The organism is Paraburkholderia sp. DD10 (assembly GCF_049177125.1).
Lineage (GTDB): Bacteria > Pseudomonadota > Gammaproteobacteria > Burkholderiales > Burkholderiaceae > Paraburkholderia > Paraburkholderia terricola.
On the sequence record NZ_CP185392.1, the window covers coordinates 2,572,231 to 2,588,022 of the forward strand.

A 15,792-nucleotide genomic window follows, 5' to 3' on the forward strand; every position below is an offset into this window, starting at 1 on the left:
TGGATCAACAGGACATTCGATGAGCGCCACTTCCGCCTCGCCTTCCTCCGCCATGCGGCGCGCCTGGATGGCCGTGCTGGCCCGCACGCCGCGCGCCGATCTCGAAGCCGCATTCGAGCGCGCGTTGCAAGGCGTGGCCGTCCCCTCGTACGACTGGCTGCGTCCTCCTGAAATCGGCCTCGCGATGGTGCGCGGCCGCGTCGGCGGCAGCGGCGATCCGTTCAATCTCGGCGAAGCCACCGTCACGCGCGCCACGCTGCGTTTGCGCGTGGCGGGCAATGCCGCGCCGGCCGTCGGCGTCGCGTGTCATCTGGGCCGCGACCGCCGCCGCGCCGAACTGGCCGCGCTGGCCGATGCGTTGCTGCAAACGCCCGAGCATCACGCGGCCTTGCATCGGCAGTTGATCGAGCCGTTCGCAGCGCGGCAGGCGGCTCTGCGCGCCGAGCGGCGGCGAGACGCCGCGGCCACGCGCGTGGAATTCTTCACGATGGTCCGGGGCGAATGATGGAAAACTCGCGAATGGCATTGGCCGCCTCATTAGCTGAATTGACGCCGGGTTTCGCGGACCCTGTCCACGATACGCAAGCGGTATTCCGCACGCTGCTCGACGCGTTGTCGCGACCGGGCACGGTCGGTGTCATCGAAAACGTCTTGCCTGACGCGCGGGCGACGCGCGCCGAGTTCGCCGCATTTGCCGCGCTGCTGACGCTATGCGACTACGCCACGCCCGTATGGCTCGCGCAACCGGATGCGGCGCTGGCTTCCGCATTGCGCTTTCATACCGGCGCGCCGCTCGCCGACGAAGCCGCGCAAGCCGCCTTCGCGTATATCCACGACGCCGACACGATGCCGGCGCTCGAACGCTTCGCACTCGGTTCAGCGGAATCGCCTGAACAGTCGGCGACGTTGCTGATCCGCGTGGACGCGCTAACAGACGGAACGCCGATCGTATTGAGCGGCCCCGGCATTCAGCACACGCAGACCATCGCGCCCGTCGGACTACCCGAGCGTTTCTGGCGCGAACGCGCGGCCCTCGCGCCGCTCTTTCCGTGCGGCGTCGATTGCTATCTGCTTTGCGGCGCCGAGTTGATCGGCCTGCCGCGCACAACTCAAGCGAAGGTGAACTGATGTACGTTGCCGTCAAGGGTGGAGAGCGCGCCATTGAAGCGTCGTGGCGTCTGCTCGATAAAGCGCGCCGCGGCGACACGCGGCTCGCCGAACTCAGCGCCGCGCAGATTCGCGAGCAATTGCGCCTCGCCGTCGCGCGCGTGATGACCGAGGGCTCGGTCTACGATGAAGAACTCGCCGCACTCGCGATCAAGCAGGCCGCCGGCGATCTGGTCGAAGCGATCTTCCTGTTGCGCGCCTACCGCACCACGCTGCCGCGTTTCGGCTATACGCAGGCGATCGATACCGAGGCGATGCAGGTGGAGCGCCGCATTTCGGCCACGTTCAAGGACGTCCCCGGCGGCCAGTTGCTGGGCGCGACTTACGATTACACGCAGCGTCTGCTGGATTTCGCGTTGCTCGCCGAAGGCCACGCCGCGACGGATACGGGTTCAAGCCCTGCCTGTTCACTGCAAGCACCACCGCCCGAAACGGAGACGATGCCGCGCGTCGTCACGCTGCTCGACAACGAAGGTCTGATCGAACAGGAACGCCCCACGCCGGACGCGCCGCAACCGCACGATCTGACGCGTGAACCGCTCGCCTTTCCCGCGAGCCGCGCCACGCGCTTGCAGAATCTCGCGCGCGGCGACGAAGGCTTCCTGCTTGCGATGGGTTACGCGACACAGCGCGGCTACGCGAACTCGCATCCGTTTGCGGGCGAGATACGCTTCGGCACGATTGCCGTTGAAATGGAACTCGACGAATTGGGCGAATCGGTTGAGATCGGCGACATCGACATTACCGAATGCCAGATGATCAACCAGTTCGCCGGCAGCAGCGAGGTGCCGCCCACGTTCACGCAAGGTTACGGTCTTGCATTCGGCCACTCGGAGCGCAAGGCGATGGCGATGGCGCTGGTGGATCGCGCGTTGCGTGCCGAGGAACTCGGCGAAACGCTCGGCTCGCCGGCGCAAGACATCGAATTCATGCTCTCGCATAGCGATAACGTCGAGGCGTCCGGCTTCGTTCAGCATCTGAAATTGCCGCACTATGTCGACTTTCAGTCGGAGCTGGAACTCGTGCGGCGCTTGCGAGCGCGGCACGCCACGCGCGATCAGGGTGAAAGCGTGAACGGATCGAACGATCAGGAGCAGGCAGCATGAACGCGCCCGACTCGATTCATGCCACCGCGTCATACGACAGCGCCGCGCACGGCTACAACTTCGCCTACCTCGACGAACAGACCAAGCGCATGCTGCGCCGCGCGTTGCTCAAGGCGGTGGCCGTGCCCGGTTATCAGGTGCCGTTCGCGTCGCGTGAGATGCCGTTGCCGTTCGGCTGGGGCACGGGCGGCATTCAGGTCACTGCGGCGATCATCGGCAGGCGCGATACGCTGAAGGTCATCGACCAGGGCTCCGACGAAACCACCAACGCGGTCAACATCCGCCGTTTCTTCGCTCGCACGACCGGCGTGGCGACCACGCGGCGCACCACCGAAGCGACGATCATCCAGACACGTCACCGCATTCCCGAAGCGCCGCTCACCGACAAGCAGATTCTGGTCTATCAGGTGCCGATGCCCGAACCGCTATTCCGGCTGGAGCCGCGCGTCGCCGAATGCAAGAAGCTGCATGCGCTCGCCGATTACGGCCTGATCAGCGTGAAGCTGTACGAGGACATCGTGCATCACGGCAGCATCGCCACCACCTACGATTACCCGGTGATCGTCAACAACCGCTATCTGACTTCGCCCTCGCCGATCCCGAAGTTCGACAACCCGAAGTTGCATATGAACCCCGCGCTGCAATTGTTCGGCGCCGGCCGCGAACGGCGCATTCATGCCATTCCGCCCTATACGCCGGTGCGCAGTCTCGACTTCGACGATCATCCGTTCGAGGTGCAGCAATGGCAACATGCGTGCGCGCTGTGCGGATCGACGGAAAGTTTCCTCGACGAAATGATCGTCGACGATGCGGGCAAACGCATGTTCGTCTGCTCGGATAGCGACTACTGCCACGAACGCCGCGGCGATCGCGAATTCGCGCTGCCCGCGTCCGAAGCGCCCGAAGCATCTGATGCGCGCGAAGGAGAATCCGCATGACGCCGCTGTTGAGCGCGCGCGCGCTGAGCAAACAATACGGCGGCCGCAACGGTTGCAGGAACGTCAGCTTCGATCTGTATCCGGGCGAGGTGCTGTGCATCGTCGGCGAATCGGGCTCGGGCAAGACCACGCTGCTGAATACGCTCGCATTGAAAACCGCGGCCGATGGCGGCTCGCTCCATTACACCGCCACGCATGGCGAGAAGCTCGATCTGCTGGCTTTGTCGGAACCGCGCCGGCGTCTGCTGATGCGCACCGAGTGGGGCTTCGTCCAGCAGAACCCGCGCGACGGATTGCGCAGCGGCGTCTCAGCCGGCGCGAATATCGGCGAGCCGCTGATGGCCGTGGGCGCGCGCCACTATGGCGATATCCGCCACGCGGCGACGCAATGGATGGAGCGCGTCGAACTCGATGCCTTGCGTATCGACGAATTCCCCGCCGCGTTTTCGGGCGGCATGCAGCAGCGTTTGCGGATCGCGCGCAATCTCGTCACCGCGCCGCGCCTCGTTTTCATGGACGAACCCACGGCGGGGCTCGACGTGTCGGTGCAGGCGCGTCTGCTCGATCTGCTGCGCACGCTCACTTCCACGCTGCATCTGTCGGTGCTGATCGTCACGCATGACATCGGCGTGGCGCGCTTGCTCGCGCATCGTCTGATGGTCATGCAAGGCGGTGAAGTGGTCGAGGCGGGATTGACCGATCAGGTGCTCGACGATCCGCAGCACCCTTACACGCAAACGCTGGTTTCCTCGGTTCTGCCGGTTTGAGGCTCACAATGCGATCCATCGAAACAGGCGCGCACTCGCAGCCATTCATCGACAACCGCGCGTTGATGCTGCGCGCCGTCGGCCTCGGCAAGACCTTCACGCTGCACGGCCAGGGCGGCGTGCGGATCGAAGCGCTCACGGGCGTCTCGCTCGATGTCGAGCGCGGCGAATGCGTGGTGCTGGTCGGACCTTCCGGCGCGGGCAAGAGTACGCTGCTGCGCTGCCTGTACGGCAATTACCTCGCAAGCCGCGGCTCGATTGCGATTCGCGACGCGGCGAACGATGGGCAACCGGTGTCGCTGACCGGCGCTGAACCGCACGACGTATTGCGTCTGCGCCGCGCGGTGGTGGGCTACGTGAGCCAGTTTCTGCGCGTGATTCCGCGCGTGCCGACGCTCACGCTGGTCGCCGAGCCGCTGCTCTCGCGCGGTGTGGCGCAAGACGAGGCGCGGGCGCGCGCCGCTGCGCTGCTCGCCCGGCTGAACGTGCCCGAGCGGTTGTGGACGCTCGCGCCCGCCACCTTCTCGGGCGGCGAGCAACAGCGCGTGAACATTGCGCGCGGCTTGATCGCGGAGCATCCGCTCCTGCTGCTCGATGAACCCACCGCCTCGCTCGACGCGGAGAATCGCGACGTGGTCGCGGATCTGATCGTCGAGGCGCGCGAGCGCGGCGCGGCGATCGTCGGCATCTTTCATGATGAAGATACGCGCCACAAGGTCGCCACGCGCCGTCTCGAACTGAGGCCGCCCCTGCGTCAGTGAGCGGCATCAAACGGTACTACACTGGCATTCAAAACGGACTCACCACGGAGCCACTCGATGTTGATCAGAAACGCTCGCATCGTGACGCGAGATGAAGTTTTCACCGGCATGATCCGCGTCGAGCACGGCGTGATTCGCGGCGTCGAGCGCGGCACGACCGCGGCGCTCGAAGCGGAAGATTGGGACGGCGATTATCTGTTGCCGGGCCTGATCGAATTGCACACGGATAACCTTGAGAAGCATCTCGCGCCGCGTCCAGGCGTGCAATGGAACACCGATGCCGCCTTCGTGATTCACGACGCGCAAGTGGCGGCCGCCGGCATCACCACCGTGTTCGACGCGCTCGCCATCGGTTCGCGTTCGAACGTCGGGCTGCGTGGCCGCGATCTGCAAACGCAATGCGCCGAGGCGCTCACGCGCTTTTCCGAGCGCAATCTGCTGCGCGCCGAACACTTTCTGCATCTGCGCTGTGAAATCGCCACCGCCGACGTGGTCGAAGTATTCGATTCGTTATGCGCGCATCCGCTGCTGCGGCTCGCCTCGGTGATGGATCACACGCCCGGTCAGCGTCAGTGGCATGACCGCGAGCAATGGCGCCGCTTTCAGGAACGCGACGGCAAGCTGAGCGACGAACACGTCGCGACCGCGCTCGCTGAACTGTCGATCGAGCAGGAGCGCTATGCCGACGCGCATCGCCGCGAGATCGTCGCGCGCTGCAAGCAACTCGGCATTCCGGTCGCGAGCCACGACGACACGTTGATCGAGCACGTCGAACAGGCGAGAGCCGAAGGCATCGTGCTCGCCGAATTCCCGACCACGCGCATCGCCGCGCAAGCGGCGCGCGAGCACGGCATTTCGACCATCATGGGCGCGCCGAACATCGTGCGCGGCGGCTCGCATTCGGGCAACGTGTCGGCGCTCGAACTGGCGCGAGCCGGCCTGCTCGACATCCTCTCGTCGGATTACGTGCCGTCCAGTTTGCTGACCGCCGTGTTCGAACTCGTCGACAAGGCCGGCTGGAGTTTGCCGCGCGCGATGGCGACGGTCTCCGCCGAACCGGCGCGCACCGCCGGCTTGCAGGATCGCGGCGCGATCGAACCGGGCTTGCGCGCGGACTTCGTGCGCGTGACGATGCTCGGCGCGTTACCGGTGCCGCGCGCGACTTATCGCGCCGGCGCACGGATCGTTTGACGCGTTGGAGCAGGGAGCGTGGTTTTGCGGCGCGTGGCTTGTCGCCACGCGTTCGATCAGATCGACAGCGGCACGCGCTCCGGCTCATCCGCTTCGAACCACGCGGGGTTGCGCTCGGCAATCGGCCCGAGCGACGTCAGAATCTCGCGCAGATGGCGGCGCATCGCATCTTCAGCCGCGGCCGGATCGTGAGCACGCAGGCCGGCGAGAATCTTCGCGTGCTGCTTGATCAGCAGATCAAGCGGCGACACGTCGGGCAGGCTCAGATAGCGCACCCGGTCCATTTGGGCCTTGATGTCCTGAATCGTCTCCCATGCGGCCGTGCAGTCGATGGCCTGGGCGATCGCGTAATGAAACGCCTCGTCGAGTGCGAGGAATGCGGCGGTATCGTTCGATTTCGCGGCGAGCTTCTGGTCACGGAGGTTGTCGGCAAGCGCCTGCAACTGCGCGTCGGTGATCGAAACGGCCGCCTTGCGCACCACCGCGGTCTCGATCGCCTCGCGAATGAAGCGGCCTTCGCGCACCTGGCGCGGCGAAATGCGCTTAACGAAGGTGCCGCGTTGCGGCAGCACCTGCAACACGCCAGCTTCGACCAGTTTGATGAACGCCTCCCGCACGGGCTGCCGCGACACCTGAAACATGTCGGACACTTCCTTCTCCGAAAGCGGCGTGCCCGGCACCATCTGTCCGACGAAAATCGCCTGCCGCAATGCGCGGAAAATCTGCTTGCCGATCGGCTCGTGCGTATCGAAAGAAACGTTGGCAGTGAGATCGGGCAGGGTGGCACGCGCGCCTGCCTGCACGCTCGACCGGCGTCGTGTGCGAGGCGCGGCGCCAGGCGTTGCATTGGCGGAAACAGAAGGCTTGGCGGCGTGGACGTTCTTGGTCGGCATGTCGAAACAGCGAAAAGCGGCGAGTGATTTCAAGTGGGACGTTGCGCGCCGCGAAAATTCATTCCGTGGTTTCGCGCGAACGTCGCACCATACTACCATGCACTTTTCATGCTCAACGCACCGGCGCGCGGCTCGCGAATCCATACCAGCGAACACAGCGCGCCGAGCACCGCAATCGCGCCCGCCAGCACGAACGCACTGCCATAAGCGCCATGCGTCGCCTCGACGATGAAGCCCGTCACCGCGGGTCCGATCACGCCGGCCAGATTGGCCAGCAGATGCACGAAGCCGCCCGCGCCGCCCACGTGTTCGCGCGGCACGGTGTCCTGAATCACCGCCCAATACACGGCGCCCGTCACATACAGGAAGAAGATCGATACCGACATCAGCGCAACCGCGCTCTGTGTGCTGGCGACACGGCCGGCCAGCGCGACGCATACCGCCGCGGCGCCGAGGCAGGTACTCAGCACGAGCTTGCGCGAGAGCAGCGGCTTGCCCGTTAGGCGCAGGATGAAGTCCGAGATGAAGCCGCCGGACGCGAGCCCCACGCTGCCGAGCACCCAGGGAATCACCGTCGCGATGCTCATGTCGCGCAGGCTCAGGTGATGCGCCTCGGTCAGATACGTGGGAAACCACGACAGAAAGAAGAACAGCACGTAGTTATACGAGAAGAATGCGAAGGCGGTCGCGAGAATGATCGGCTTGCGCAGGAAGTGGCCAAGGCCGAGCTTCGCGCCGTCCGCCGAATGGGCGATCACATGTTCGTCCGCCTGGCCCGCGCGGATGAGTTCCGCCTCGCGCGGCGTCACGCGCGCGTTTTCATGCGGATGTTCGGTGGTCGTCGCGGCCCACACGACGAGCCATACGAGTCCCAGCAGCATGATCGCGACGAAGGCCCAACGCCAGCCGAACTGCACCGCCATGAAACCGACCACCGGCCCCGCCAGCGCGCCGCCGAGCGGCGTGCCGGAACTGATCACGCCGATCGCGCTCGCCACTTCCCTGCGCGGGAACCAGTTGTTGACCATCTTGCTGTTGGACGAGCTGAACGGCCCCTCGCCCATGCCGAACAACACGCGCAGCACGATCAACGAACCGATGCCGGTCGCGAGCGCAGTCGCGCCGCAGAACACCGACCACACGCCCATCGCGGTGCCGAACACGCGTTTCGCACCGATCTTGTCGGACAACACGCCACCGACGAAATTGAACAGCGCATAGCCGACGAAAAAGCTGCTGAACACGATGCCCATTTGCGCATGCGAGAAGTTCAGGTCTTTCTGGATCAACGGCGCCGCGATCGACAACGCGGCGCGGTCGAGATAATTGATGACGCCGGCCAGAAACAGCAGCGCGACGACGAACCAGCGTTGACTCTTGATCATTGGGTGTCTCCTTCAGTTCGCCTCTTCACGGGCGTTTGAACGGCTTGATGATGTGATTCGCCGTGCAAGGCATCGCCAACGCAATGCCTGTGCAAGCGCCGGGACTCAGTCGAAGTTCAGATGCACCTTCATCGACTGCGCGCGGTCGAGCGCCACTTCGAATGCGTGATTCGCCTCGTTCATCGCGAAGGCATGCGTCATCAACGGCCGCAAGTCGATCTTGCCGGAAGCGATTTCGTCGGCGGCAATCGCGTATTCGCCGGTGAAGCGAAACGAGCCTTGATAGCGGAGTTCCTTGGACATCACCAGGTTCGCCGCCACCGGCGATTGACCGGCCGGCAGATTGCCGACCTGAATCACCGTGCCGCCCGCGCGCGCCGAGCGCAGCGCCGTATCGAGACCGGCGGGACTGCCTGACGCTTCGATGACGACGTCGAATGTGCCGCGCTCCGCGGACCAGGGGTCGATCGTGGCGGTGTCCGCGGCGTTCACGGCCTCGTCCGCGCCGAGTTGCCGGGCGACCTGCAAGGCCCGGTCCGACAGATCGAGCGCGACCACGCGGTGCGCGCCGGCGCGGCGCGCGACCGTCAGCAGAATGCCGCCGATCGGACCGCAGCCGACCACGAGCACGCTCGCGCCCACCAGCGAACCGGCCTGCTTCACCGCATGCAGCGCGACGGCGAGCGGTTCGGCCATCGAGGCCTGAGCGAAGTCGACGCCGTCCGGCACGGGCACGCACTGCCGCGCCGCCACGACGATGTATTGACGGAACATGCCCTGCGTGTGCGGAAAGGTCGAGGCGCTGCCCATGAAGCGCATGTTCAGGCAGTGGTTCGGCATCCCGCTCACGCAGAAGCGGCAAGTTCCGCAAGCCAGCCCCGGATTCACGGCGACACGTTGGCCTCGCGTCAAGCGACTCTCCGCGCTCACGCCCTCGCCGAGCGAATCGATCTCGCCCGCTACTTCGTGACCGAGCACGAAGGGCTCGCGCACCGCGAAATCACCGCTCTTGCCTTTGAAGTAGTAGGACAGGTCGGAACCGCAAATGCCGCCGGCGCGCACTCGCACCCGCACCTGGCCTTTGCCGGGTTCGGGCGGATCGACTTCGTCGATGCGGATCAGTTTGGGTTCGTGAAGCACGGCTGCGAGCATGGTGGACTCCGAATCGCAAAAGGTGGCGCGTTCAATACCGCGAGAGAAGAAGATGACGAGGGCGTGAAGGCTATGAGCGGGTTACTCGAACGGGTCGGCTCACCAGTTCCACAACGTCCCGTCCTCGAGACGCGCCACCGGCAGATACGCCGGGTCGTACGGATAACGGGCGGCCACCGCTTCGTCGATGTCGACGCCGTGGCCGGGCGCCTCGCCGGGATGCATCATGCCCTTGTCGAAGCGCCATGCATGCGGGAACACGTCGAGCGCTTCCTTGGGAAAGCCCATGTACTCCTGCACGCCGAAATTCGGCACCCACAGATCGAAATGCAACGCCGCGCCCATGCACACCGGCGACAAATCCGACGGCCCGTGACAACCGGTGCGCACCTGATACAGCGAAGCGAAATCAGCGATACGCCGCAGATGCGTGATGCCGCCCGCGTGCGTCAAGGTCGCGCGAATGTAGTCGATCAACTGCTCCTCGATCAACTGCTTGCAATCCCAGATGCTGTTGAACACCTCGCCCACCGCGATCGGCGTGACCGTGTGCTCGCGAATCAACCGGAAACCGGCCTGATTTTCAGCGGGCGTGGGATCCTCCATCCAGAAGAGGCGATACGGTTCGACCGCTTTGCCGAGGCGCGCGGCTTCGATCGGCGTCAAGCGGTGGTGCACGTCATGCAGCAAATGCGTGTCGAAGCCGAATTTGTCGCGCACGGCCTCGAACAGCTTCGGCACGAAGTCGAGATACTTTTCCGACGACCAGCTCTGCTCCTCGACCGCGCCCTTGGTGGCCGGCTCGTACATGCCGCTGCCTTTCGACACGCCGTACACCGAGCGCATGTTCGGCACGCCGCTTTGAATGCGAATGGCCTGGTAGCCGGCCTCGATATGTTCGGCGTAACGGTCGAGCGCTTCGGGAATGTCGCGGCCGGTGGCATGGCCGTACACCATCACGCCCTCGCGCGACGCGCCGCCGAGCAGCTTGTAGAGCGGCATGCCCGTCACCTTGCCGAGAATGTCCCACAGCGCCATGTCCACCGCGGCGATCGCCGTCATCGTGACGGGACCGCGGCGCCAGTACGCGCCCTTGTAGAGATACTGCCAGGTGTCCTCGATCCGGCCGGGGTCGCGGCCGATCAGAAGCGGGCACACGTGGTCTTTCAGATACGATGCGACCGCCAGTTCGCGGCCGTTCAGCGTGGCGTCGCCGATACCGTGCACGCCTTCGTCCGTGACGATTTTCAGCGTGACGAAATTGCGGCCGGGGCACGTGACGATCACGTCGGCGCGAACGATTTTCATGACATCCTTCCTTGCAGAAACGAGTTGCGAAACGTGCCGGACGTGCTGAACGCACGGCATGCAACTCGCGGTTTTCGTGACGGTTCCGAACAGCGGCCCAGATGAAAAACAACCTTGCCGATGCTGTCCGGCGTCGTTTGAACGATGCTACCATACAAGTATTGCTAATCGTCAAACAGGGTTTTCCCGCTGCACGACGTTATTCCCAGCTTTTTTCACACGACGGATTTCCTTCCATGTCCTCGCCAGCCAACTTGCCTCGCCTCACCCGCTCCGTATTGCCGGCACTGCAAACGCATGTGCTTTCTCCTCGATGGCGCGAGCCGGCAATCGGCATCGTTCATCTGGGCATCGGCAATTTCCATCGCGCGCATCAGGCGCTCTATACGGAAGAAGCGATGCTGGCGGCGGGCGGCGAATGGGGTATTTGCGGCGTGACGCTGCAAGGCGACGTCGGCAAGCGCGACGCGCTGATGGAACAGCAGGGTTTGTACAGCGTCGTCGAACGCGGTCCCGGCGGCGCACGGGTCACGGTCGTGCGCGCCCTGCGCGAGGTGCTGGCGATGCCGCACGATCACGCGGCGCTATTCGGGCGCCTCGCCGATCCATTGGTGCGGATCGTCTCGCTCACCGTCACGGAAAAGGGCTATTGCCGCGACGCGAAAACCGGCGACGTCGCGCTCGACGATCCGGGGGTCGCACACGATCTCGCTCATCCGCTCGCGCCGCGCACAGTGCCCGGCATTCTCGTCGCGGCATTGCGCGCGCGGCGCGACGCCGCCGACGGCCAGCCGTTCACCGTGCTTTCGTGCGACAACCTCGCACACAATGGCGCGGCGCTGCGCCAGGTGGTCTGTTCGTTCGCGCGGCGAGTCGATGCGGCGCTGGCCGACTGGATCGCCGCCGAAGTCGCGTTTCCGTCAACGATGGTCGATCGCATCGTGCCGGCCACCACCGACGCCGAGCGCGCCACCGTCGCCGAGCAACTCGGCTATCGGGACGCGGCGCCCGTACCGTGCGAGCCGTTCAGGCAATGGGTGATCGAGGATCGTTTCCCGGCGGGACGTCCCGCGTGGGACGCTGTCGGCGCGCAACTCGTCGACGACGTCACGCCGTTCGAACTGGCGAAACTGCGCATGCTGAACGGCACGCATTCGACGCTGGCGTATCTCTCGATGCTGGGCGGCTTCGCCACCATCGACGCCGCGATCGTGGACCCCGCCATGCACAAGCTCATTCACGCGATGATGACGCAGGAAATCGCGCCTACACTCACCCTGCCCGCGTCGTTCGATGTCGCCGGCTATCGGGACGCCTTGCTGGCGCGTTACGCCAACCCCGCGCTCAAGCATCGTTGCGCGCAGATTGCAATGGATGGCAGCCAGAAGATTCCGCCGCGCCTGCTCGCCACGATCGAGGCGAGAATCGACGCGGGAGAGCCGTTCGCGCGTCTCGCGCTGGCGGTAGCGGCATGGATGACGTTCTTGCGCGGCCATGCGGACGACGGCACGCGCTACGAGATCGGCGATCCGCTCGCGGATGAATTGAAGGCGCTCGCCGCCTCCGCGCAAGGCGAACCGCAAGCGCTGATGAACGCGGTGCTGTCCGTGCGCGACGTGTTTCCGGCACAGCTCGCCGCGCGCCCCGAGTTCAGAACGGCGCTGCAAGGAGCGTTGCAATTGCTGCGGAAAAACGGAGCGCGTCGCGCCGTTGCCGCCATGCAATGAAGCGCGACCGCGCTCGCCTCATGCCAGCGGCTCGGCCTCGTGCCCTTCTGTGGCCCCTTCGCTCGCCTGCGCCCGCGCCTGTTCGAGTTGTTCGAGCCGGCGCGCTTCGAGCAGATCCTGGTAACGCAAATAGGCGCATCGTCCGCCGGATTTAGCCGCGTACATCGCCGCGTCGGCGTTGAGCAGCAGTTCCTCCGCCGTGCCGCTGTCGTCGGGGAACTGACTGATGCCGATGCTCGCGCCCACCGCCATGTTGTGTCCATCCATCAGCAGTTCCTCGTTCAGCGTGTCCACGATGCGCGAGGCGATTGCCGGCGCCGCTTCCGCGGCACGCGGTCCCTCGATCAGCACGATGAATTCGTCGCCGCCGAGCCGCGCCACCACGTCGGCGGTGCAGAGCACCTGCTTCAGCCGGCGCGCCACGACCACCAGCACCTTGTCGCCGACGGAGTGCCCGAACTGGTCGTTGATCTGCTTGAAACGGTCGAGGTCGACGAACAGCACCGCGAGACTTTCCTGACGCCGCGCCGCTTCCTCGATCGCGTTCTCGAGCTTCTGCATGAACAGCATGCGGTTCGGCAATCCCGTCAGCCCGTCGTGCGTGGCGAGATGCACGAGTTCAGTCTGCTTGTTATGGAGCGTGTCCATTTGCGACTTGATCTCGCGGCGCAGACGATCGAAGCAGCGCGCCAGCACGCCGATCTCGTCGGTACGCTTGAGCGGCAGCGTTTCCATCGCGTGCTCGGCGAACAGATGCGTGGCCGCGTACGCGAGAATGTGCAACGGCTTGGTGAGCGCGCGGGCGAACAGAATCGCGAGCAGCACCGCCAATGCGCTGAACACGAGCACCATGCGAATGATCCGGTTGCCGAGCAGATCGGCGTCGGACAATACGTCCTCGAGCGGCTTGGCGAGACCCAGCACGATGAAGCGGTTGCCCTCGGACGCGCCGAACGGCCTGCGCACGAACGAGAGCACCTGCCCCGCCGCCTGCCGCGGATACGTCAGGCCGTTCACCAGCACTTCGCTTTGCGACTGCTCGAAGAGCGGCTTGGTCACCGAGAAACTGTCCTGCATCAGCACGCGCCGGCCCTTGTCGAAGCCGAAGGTTTTCGAACTGTCGGGATGCACGAGGAAATCGCCCCATTCGTTCGCGAGATACACCTGGTAGTCGCTCGGCAAATCGCTCTGCAAGCGTTTGAGCAAGCCGGCCAGATCGACGTCGATCACGACGACGCCCACCACCTGCCCCCTCCCGTTCGCCACCGGCGTGCCGAGCCGCAGCGTCGGCCTGTTTTCGGCGGCATGGGCGCCGTACTCGTGATTGACCGAGATCGGCGACGCGTACAGGCGGCCGGGCGAGAACGCGAGCGTGTCGAAAACGTAGGCGAACTGGCCTTTTTCCTGCAGCCGGTTGCCCTCGACCCGCACGAGGCCGTCGGCGTCGCGGTCAAAACGGATCAGTTCGAGCCCGTAATGCTGACGGGTAATCAGGCGAATCTGCAGATAGTCGGGATGATGGACCATGAAGCTCGAATACACCTGCGCGAGCCGTTCGCGCGCCGCATTCTCGCCGAGCCCGTCGTCGGTCTGGGCGATCTCCGCCGAGGACGGCATGCCCGCGAGCACCAGCGCGTCGGCGCCGATGTCGTCGATCGCGACGGAAAAGCGCTGCCCCAGCAGTTCCGTCGAGGTCAGCAGGCTGCGCCCGGCTTCGTTCACGAGCATCGCGCGGTTGGCGCGATACGCGTAATAGCCGGTCGCGCCGGACGCGATCACGCCGATGCACGCGAGCAGCACCGATAACTTGAACGTTAAGCCTGGGCGTATCATCAAAAACGCTCCGACCGGTCTCCGGACACGATTCGGGTCCACAGTTCCTCGCGCCGCTGGATATCTTCCACCGGGCCGATCCACATGATGCGTGCGTTAGCGTTGTTGTCCACGGGCGCCGTCAACGTGTTGGCGAGTCCCTGGCGTTGCGGCAGCAACCCGCTGACTTCCGGTTCGAGCATGTAATCGATCCACGCGAGCGCGAGCGTGCGATCCGAGGCCGAGCGCGTCATCGCCCAGCAATCCAGCCACGCAAGCACGCCTTCGTCGGGAATCACATAGCCCACATCCGCGCCCGCGCGGCGCAGCAATTCGACCTGCTGCGTGCCGTAATTGCCGAACATCAACGCGACCTTGTGCTCGATGAAGAACGCGGTCGCCTCTTCCGGCAACGTGTAGTAGGTGAGCAGATTGCGGCGCAGCGCGATGAGCTTCTGGGTAATCACGCGCATCTGCGCGGCGTCGAGCTGAAACGGATGCGCGTAGCCGAGCGCCAATGCGGTAAACGAGAAATTGTGCTGCGCGCTATTGAAGTCCAGCACCTTGCCGCGATAGCGCGGGTTCCACAATTCGAGCATCGAGCGCGGCGCGACGGGGATCTGCTTGCGGTCGTAAATCAGCCCCATCGACGAATACGTGAATGGGATGCCGTACACCTGGCCCGCCGAGGTGAGCCCCTCGATCGACGACAACGCCTGGAAACGCGGCAACTGTCTTTTCGTGTTCGGCAGGCTCGCGAGGTCGAGCGGGGCCAGCAGATTGGCGCGCGTATAGCGCTGGATTTCGGCGGTATTGGCGGCGAGCACGTCGAAAGGCGGCGTGTCTTTCGCGTGCATCTGGGCCCACAGCGCCTCGTCGGAATCCACCATCGTGACTTCCACTTTCGCCTGGTAGCGGGCCTCGAAACCGCGCACCACGTCGGCGTCCGCATAGCCCGGCCAGGCGAGCACGCGCAGCACTCTGTCGCCGGCCGCGACCGGCCCTGCGAGCAGCAGCCCGCAGCAGAAAACCGCCGTGATCAGAAGCGCCGGACCTGCGCGAAAAACGGCTTGGCGAAGCGCGCACGGCATGAGGAGTCGCCCACGAACGGACCGTATGCCGCAGCGCATCTCATCTGCCATCGAAATCATGTGCATATGCAACACCGTTTAGCAGAAGGCCGTTTGGACGAGCGCGGCAGAACCCGCGGCGCTTGGCTGCGGGGCGCGTTGCTCGATGACTTTCTTCAGACAGATGCACTCGTTATGCTGCGTTGTGAGCGCGGGGAGCATCGATGATAGCGCCAAGCAATGCGTTTTTTGGTTTTTGGCGTCGCCGGAGTCCGAAAAACACGTTCCGGCGTGATTTAACAAACGCGCTCATCTGTATTTAACGGCAATCGGTGTGAAATCTTTAATGGCCGGCGGCCGATTAAAACGCGTGCGGCGCTGCAACTCAAGAACCCGCGCGCCGCTGCCGATAACGATGACTTGCCCCGACCCGCCGCCGGCGGCTGTCGGCGGACCGCGAAGCACGGCCTGCCCGGCGGGCAATTGAAGGTGAAACCGATGATGCGCTTGAGGAA

The 15,792-nt window shown here is 64.8% G+C and carries 14 protein-coding genes; 8 read left to right on the plus strand and 6 right to left on the minus strand.

The features are described from left to right. Window positions 1-19: 19 nt before the first annotated feature. Genes phnG through ACOCG7_RS11760 form a run of 7 tightly spaced genes read left to right on the plus strand, consistent with a single transcriptional unit; the run spans window position 20 to window position 5,930 of the window. Complete coding sequence (phnG, locus tag ACOCG7_RS11730) at window positions 20-505, plus strand: phosphonate C-P lyase system protein PhnG (RefSeq protein WP_073427304.1); 486 nt, start codon at window positions 20-22, stop codon at window positions 503-505. Further along, window positions 505-1,128: a phosphonate C-P lyase system protein PhnH gene (gene phnH / locus ACOCG7_RS11735; RefSeq protein ID WP_073427303.1), complete on the plus strand. Its 624-nt coding sequence runs from the start codon at window positions 505-507 to the stop codon at window positions 1,126-1,128. Before phnG ends, phnH begins: the two co-directional genes overlap by 1 nt. Further along, complete coding sequence (locus tag ACOCG7_RS11740; protein WP_421375557.1) at window positions 1,128-2,273, plus strand: carbon-phosphorus lyase complex subunit PhnI; 1,146 nt, start codon at window positions 1,128-1,130, stop codon at window positions 2,271-2,273. Before phnH ends, ACOCG7_RS11740 begins: the two co-directional genes overlap by 1 nt. Next, window positions 2,270-3,211 (plus strand): alpha-D-ribose 1-methylphosphonate 5-phosphate C-P-lyase PhnJ, encoded by a 942-nt coding sequence (locus ACOCG7_RS11745; RefSeq protein WP_083081243.1) that lies wholly within the window; start codon window positions 2,270-2,272, stop codon window positions 3,209-3,211. Before ACOCG7_RS11740 ends, ACOCG7_RS11745 begins: the two co-directional genes overlap by 4 nt. Next, window positions 3,208-3,978: a phosphonate C-P lyase system protein PhnK gene (phnK, locus tag ACOCG7_RS11750; RefSeq protein ID WP_421375559.1), complete on the plus strand. Its 771-nt coding sequence runs from the start codon at window positions 3,208-3,210 to the stop codon at window positions 3,976-3,978. Before ACOCG7_RS11745 ends, phnK begins: the two co-directional genes overlap by 4 nt. An 8-nt stretch (window positions 3,979-3,986) precedes the next feature. Further along, entirely contained in the window at window positions 3,987-4,739 is a 753-nt protein-coding gene (gene phnL, locus ACOCG7_RS11755; RefSeq protein ID WP_083081247.1) for a phosphonate C-P lyase system protein PhnL, read from the plus strand. Between the two features lie 57 nt (window positions 4,740-4,796). Then, window positions 4,797-5,930 (plus strand): alpha-D-ribose 1-methylphosphonate 5-triphosphate diphosphatase, encoded by a 1,134-nt coding sequence (locus ACOCG7_RS11760; RefSeq protein ID WP_421375562.1) that lies wholly within the window; start codon window positions 4,797-4,799, stop codon window positions 5,928-5,930. 56 nt (window positions 5,931-5,986) lie between these two features. Here ACOCG7_RS11760 and ACOCG7_RS11765 read toward each other — a convergent pair whose 3' ends face one another. The 4 genes from ACOCG7_RS11765 to manD form a co-directional block, all read right to left on the minus strand. After that, window positions 5,987-6,823, minus strand: coding sequence for a GntR family transcriptional regulator (locus tag ACOCG7_RS11765; RefSeq protein WP_083082934.1), 837 nt, complete (start codon window positions 6,821-6,823; stop codon window positions 5,987-5,989). Window positions 6,824-6,915: 92 nt separating this feature from the next. Then, window positions 6,916-8,208 carry an MFS transporter gene (locus tag ACOCG7_RS11770; RefSeq protein WP_073427297.1) on the minus strand — a complete coding sequence of 431 codons (1,293 nt, stop codon included), beginning with the start codon at window positions 8,206-8,208 and terminating at the stop codon, window positions 6,916-6,918. Window positions 8,209-8,313: 105 nt separating this feature from the next. Further along, window positions 8,314-9,360, minus strand: a complete 1,047-nt coding sequence (locus ACOCG7_RS11775) for an L-idonate 5-dehydrogenase (RefSeq protein WP_073427296.1) — start codon at window positions 9,358-9,360, stop codon at window positions 8,314-8,316. A gap of 99 nt (window positions 9,361-9,459) precedes the next feature. Then, a complete protein-coding gene (gene manD / locus ACOCG7_RS11780) occupies window positions 9,460-10,668 on the minus strand; it encodes a D-mannonate dehydratase ManD (RefSeq protein ID WP_073427295.1) in 1,209 nt (402 codons plus the stop codon). A 236-nt stretch (window positions 10,669-10,904) separates the two neighbouring features. On the opposite strand from manD, the gene ACOCG7_RS11785 reads away from it, so the two are divergent. Next, window positions 10,905-12,395, plus strand: coding sequence for a mannitol dehydrogenase family protein (locus ACOCG7_RS11785; RefSeq protein WP_421375565.1), 1,491 nt, complete (start codon window positions 10,905-10,907; stop codon window positions 12,393-12,395). 18 nt (window positions 12,396-12,413) lie between these two features. On the opposite strand, the gene ACOCG7_RS11790 is transcribed toward ACOCG7_RS11785, so the two are convergent. Together ACOCG7_RS11790 and ACOCG7_RS11795 are read right to left on the minus strand one after the other, a co-directional pair. Beyond that, window positions 12,414-14,228, minus strand: coding sequence for a GGDEF domain-containing protein (locus ACOCG7_RS11790; protein WP_073427293.1), 1,815 nt, complete (start codon window positions 14,226-14,228; stop codon window positions 12,414-12,416). After that, complete coding sequence (locus tag ACOCG7_RS11795; protein ID WP_412534840.1) at window positions 14,228-15,298, minus strand: extracellular solute-binding protein; 1,071 nt, start codon at window positions 15,296-15,298, stop codon at window positions 14,228-14,230. The genes ACOCG7_RS11790 and ACOCG7_RS11795 overlap by 1 nt, the downstream gene beginning before the upstream one ends. Window positions 15,299-15,792: the final 494 nt, after the last annotated feature.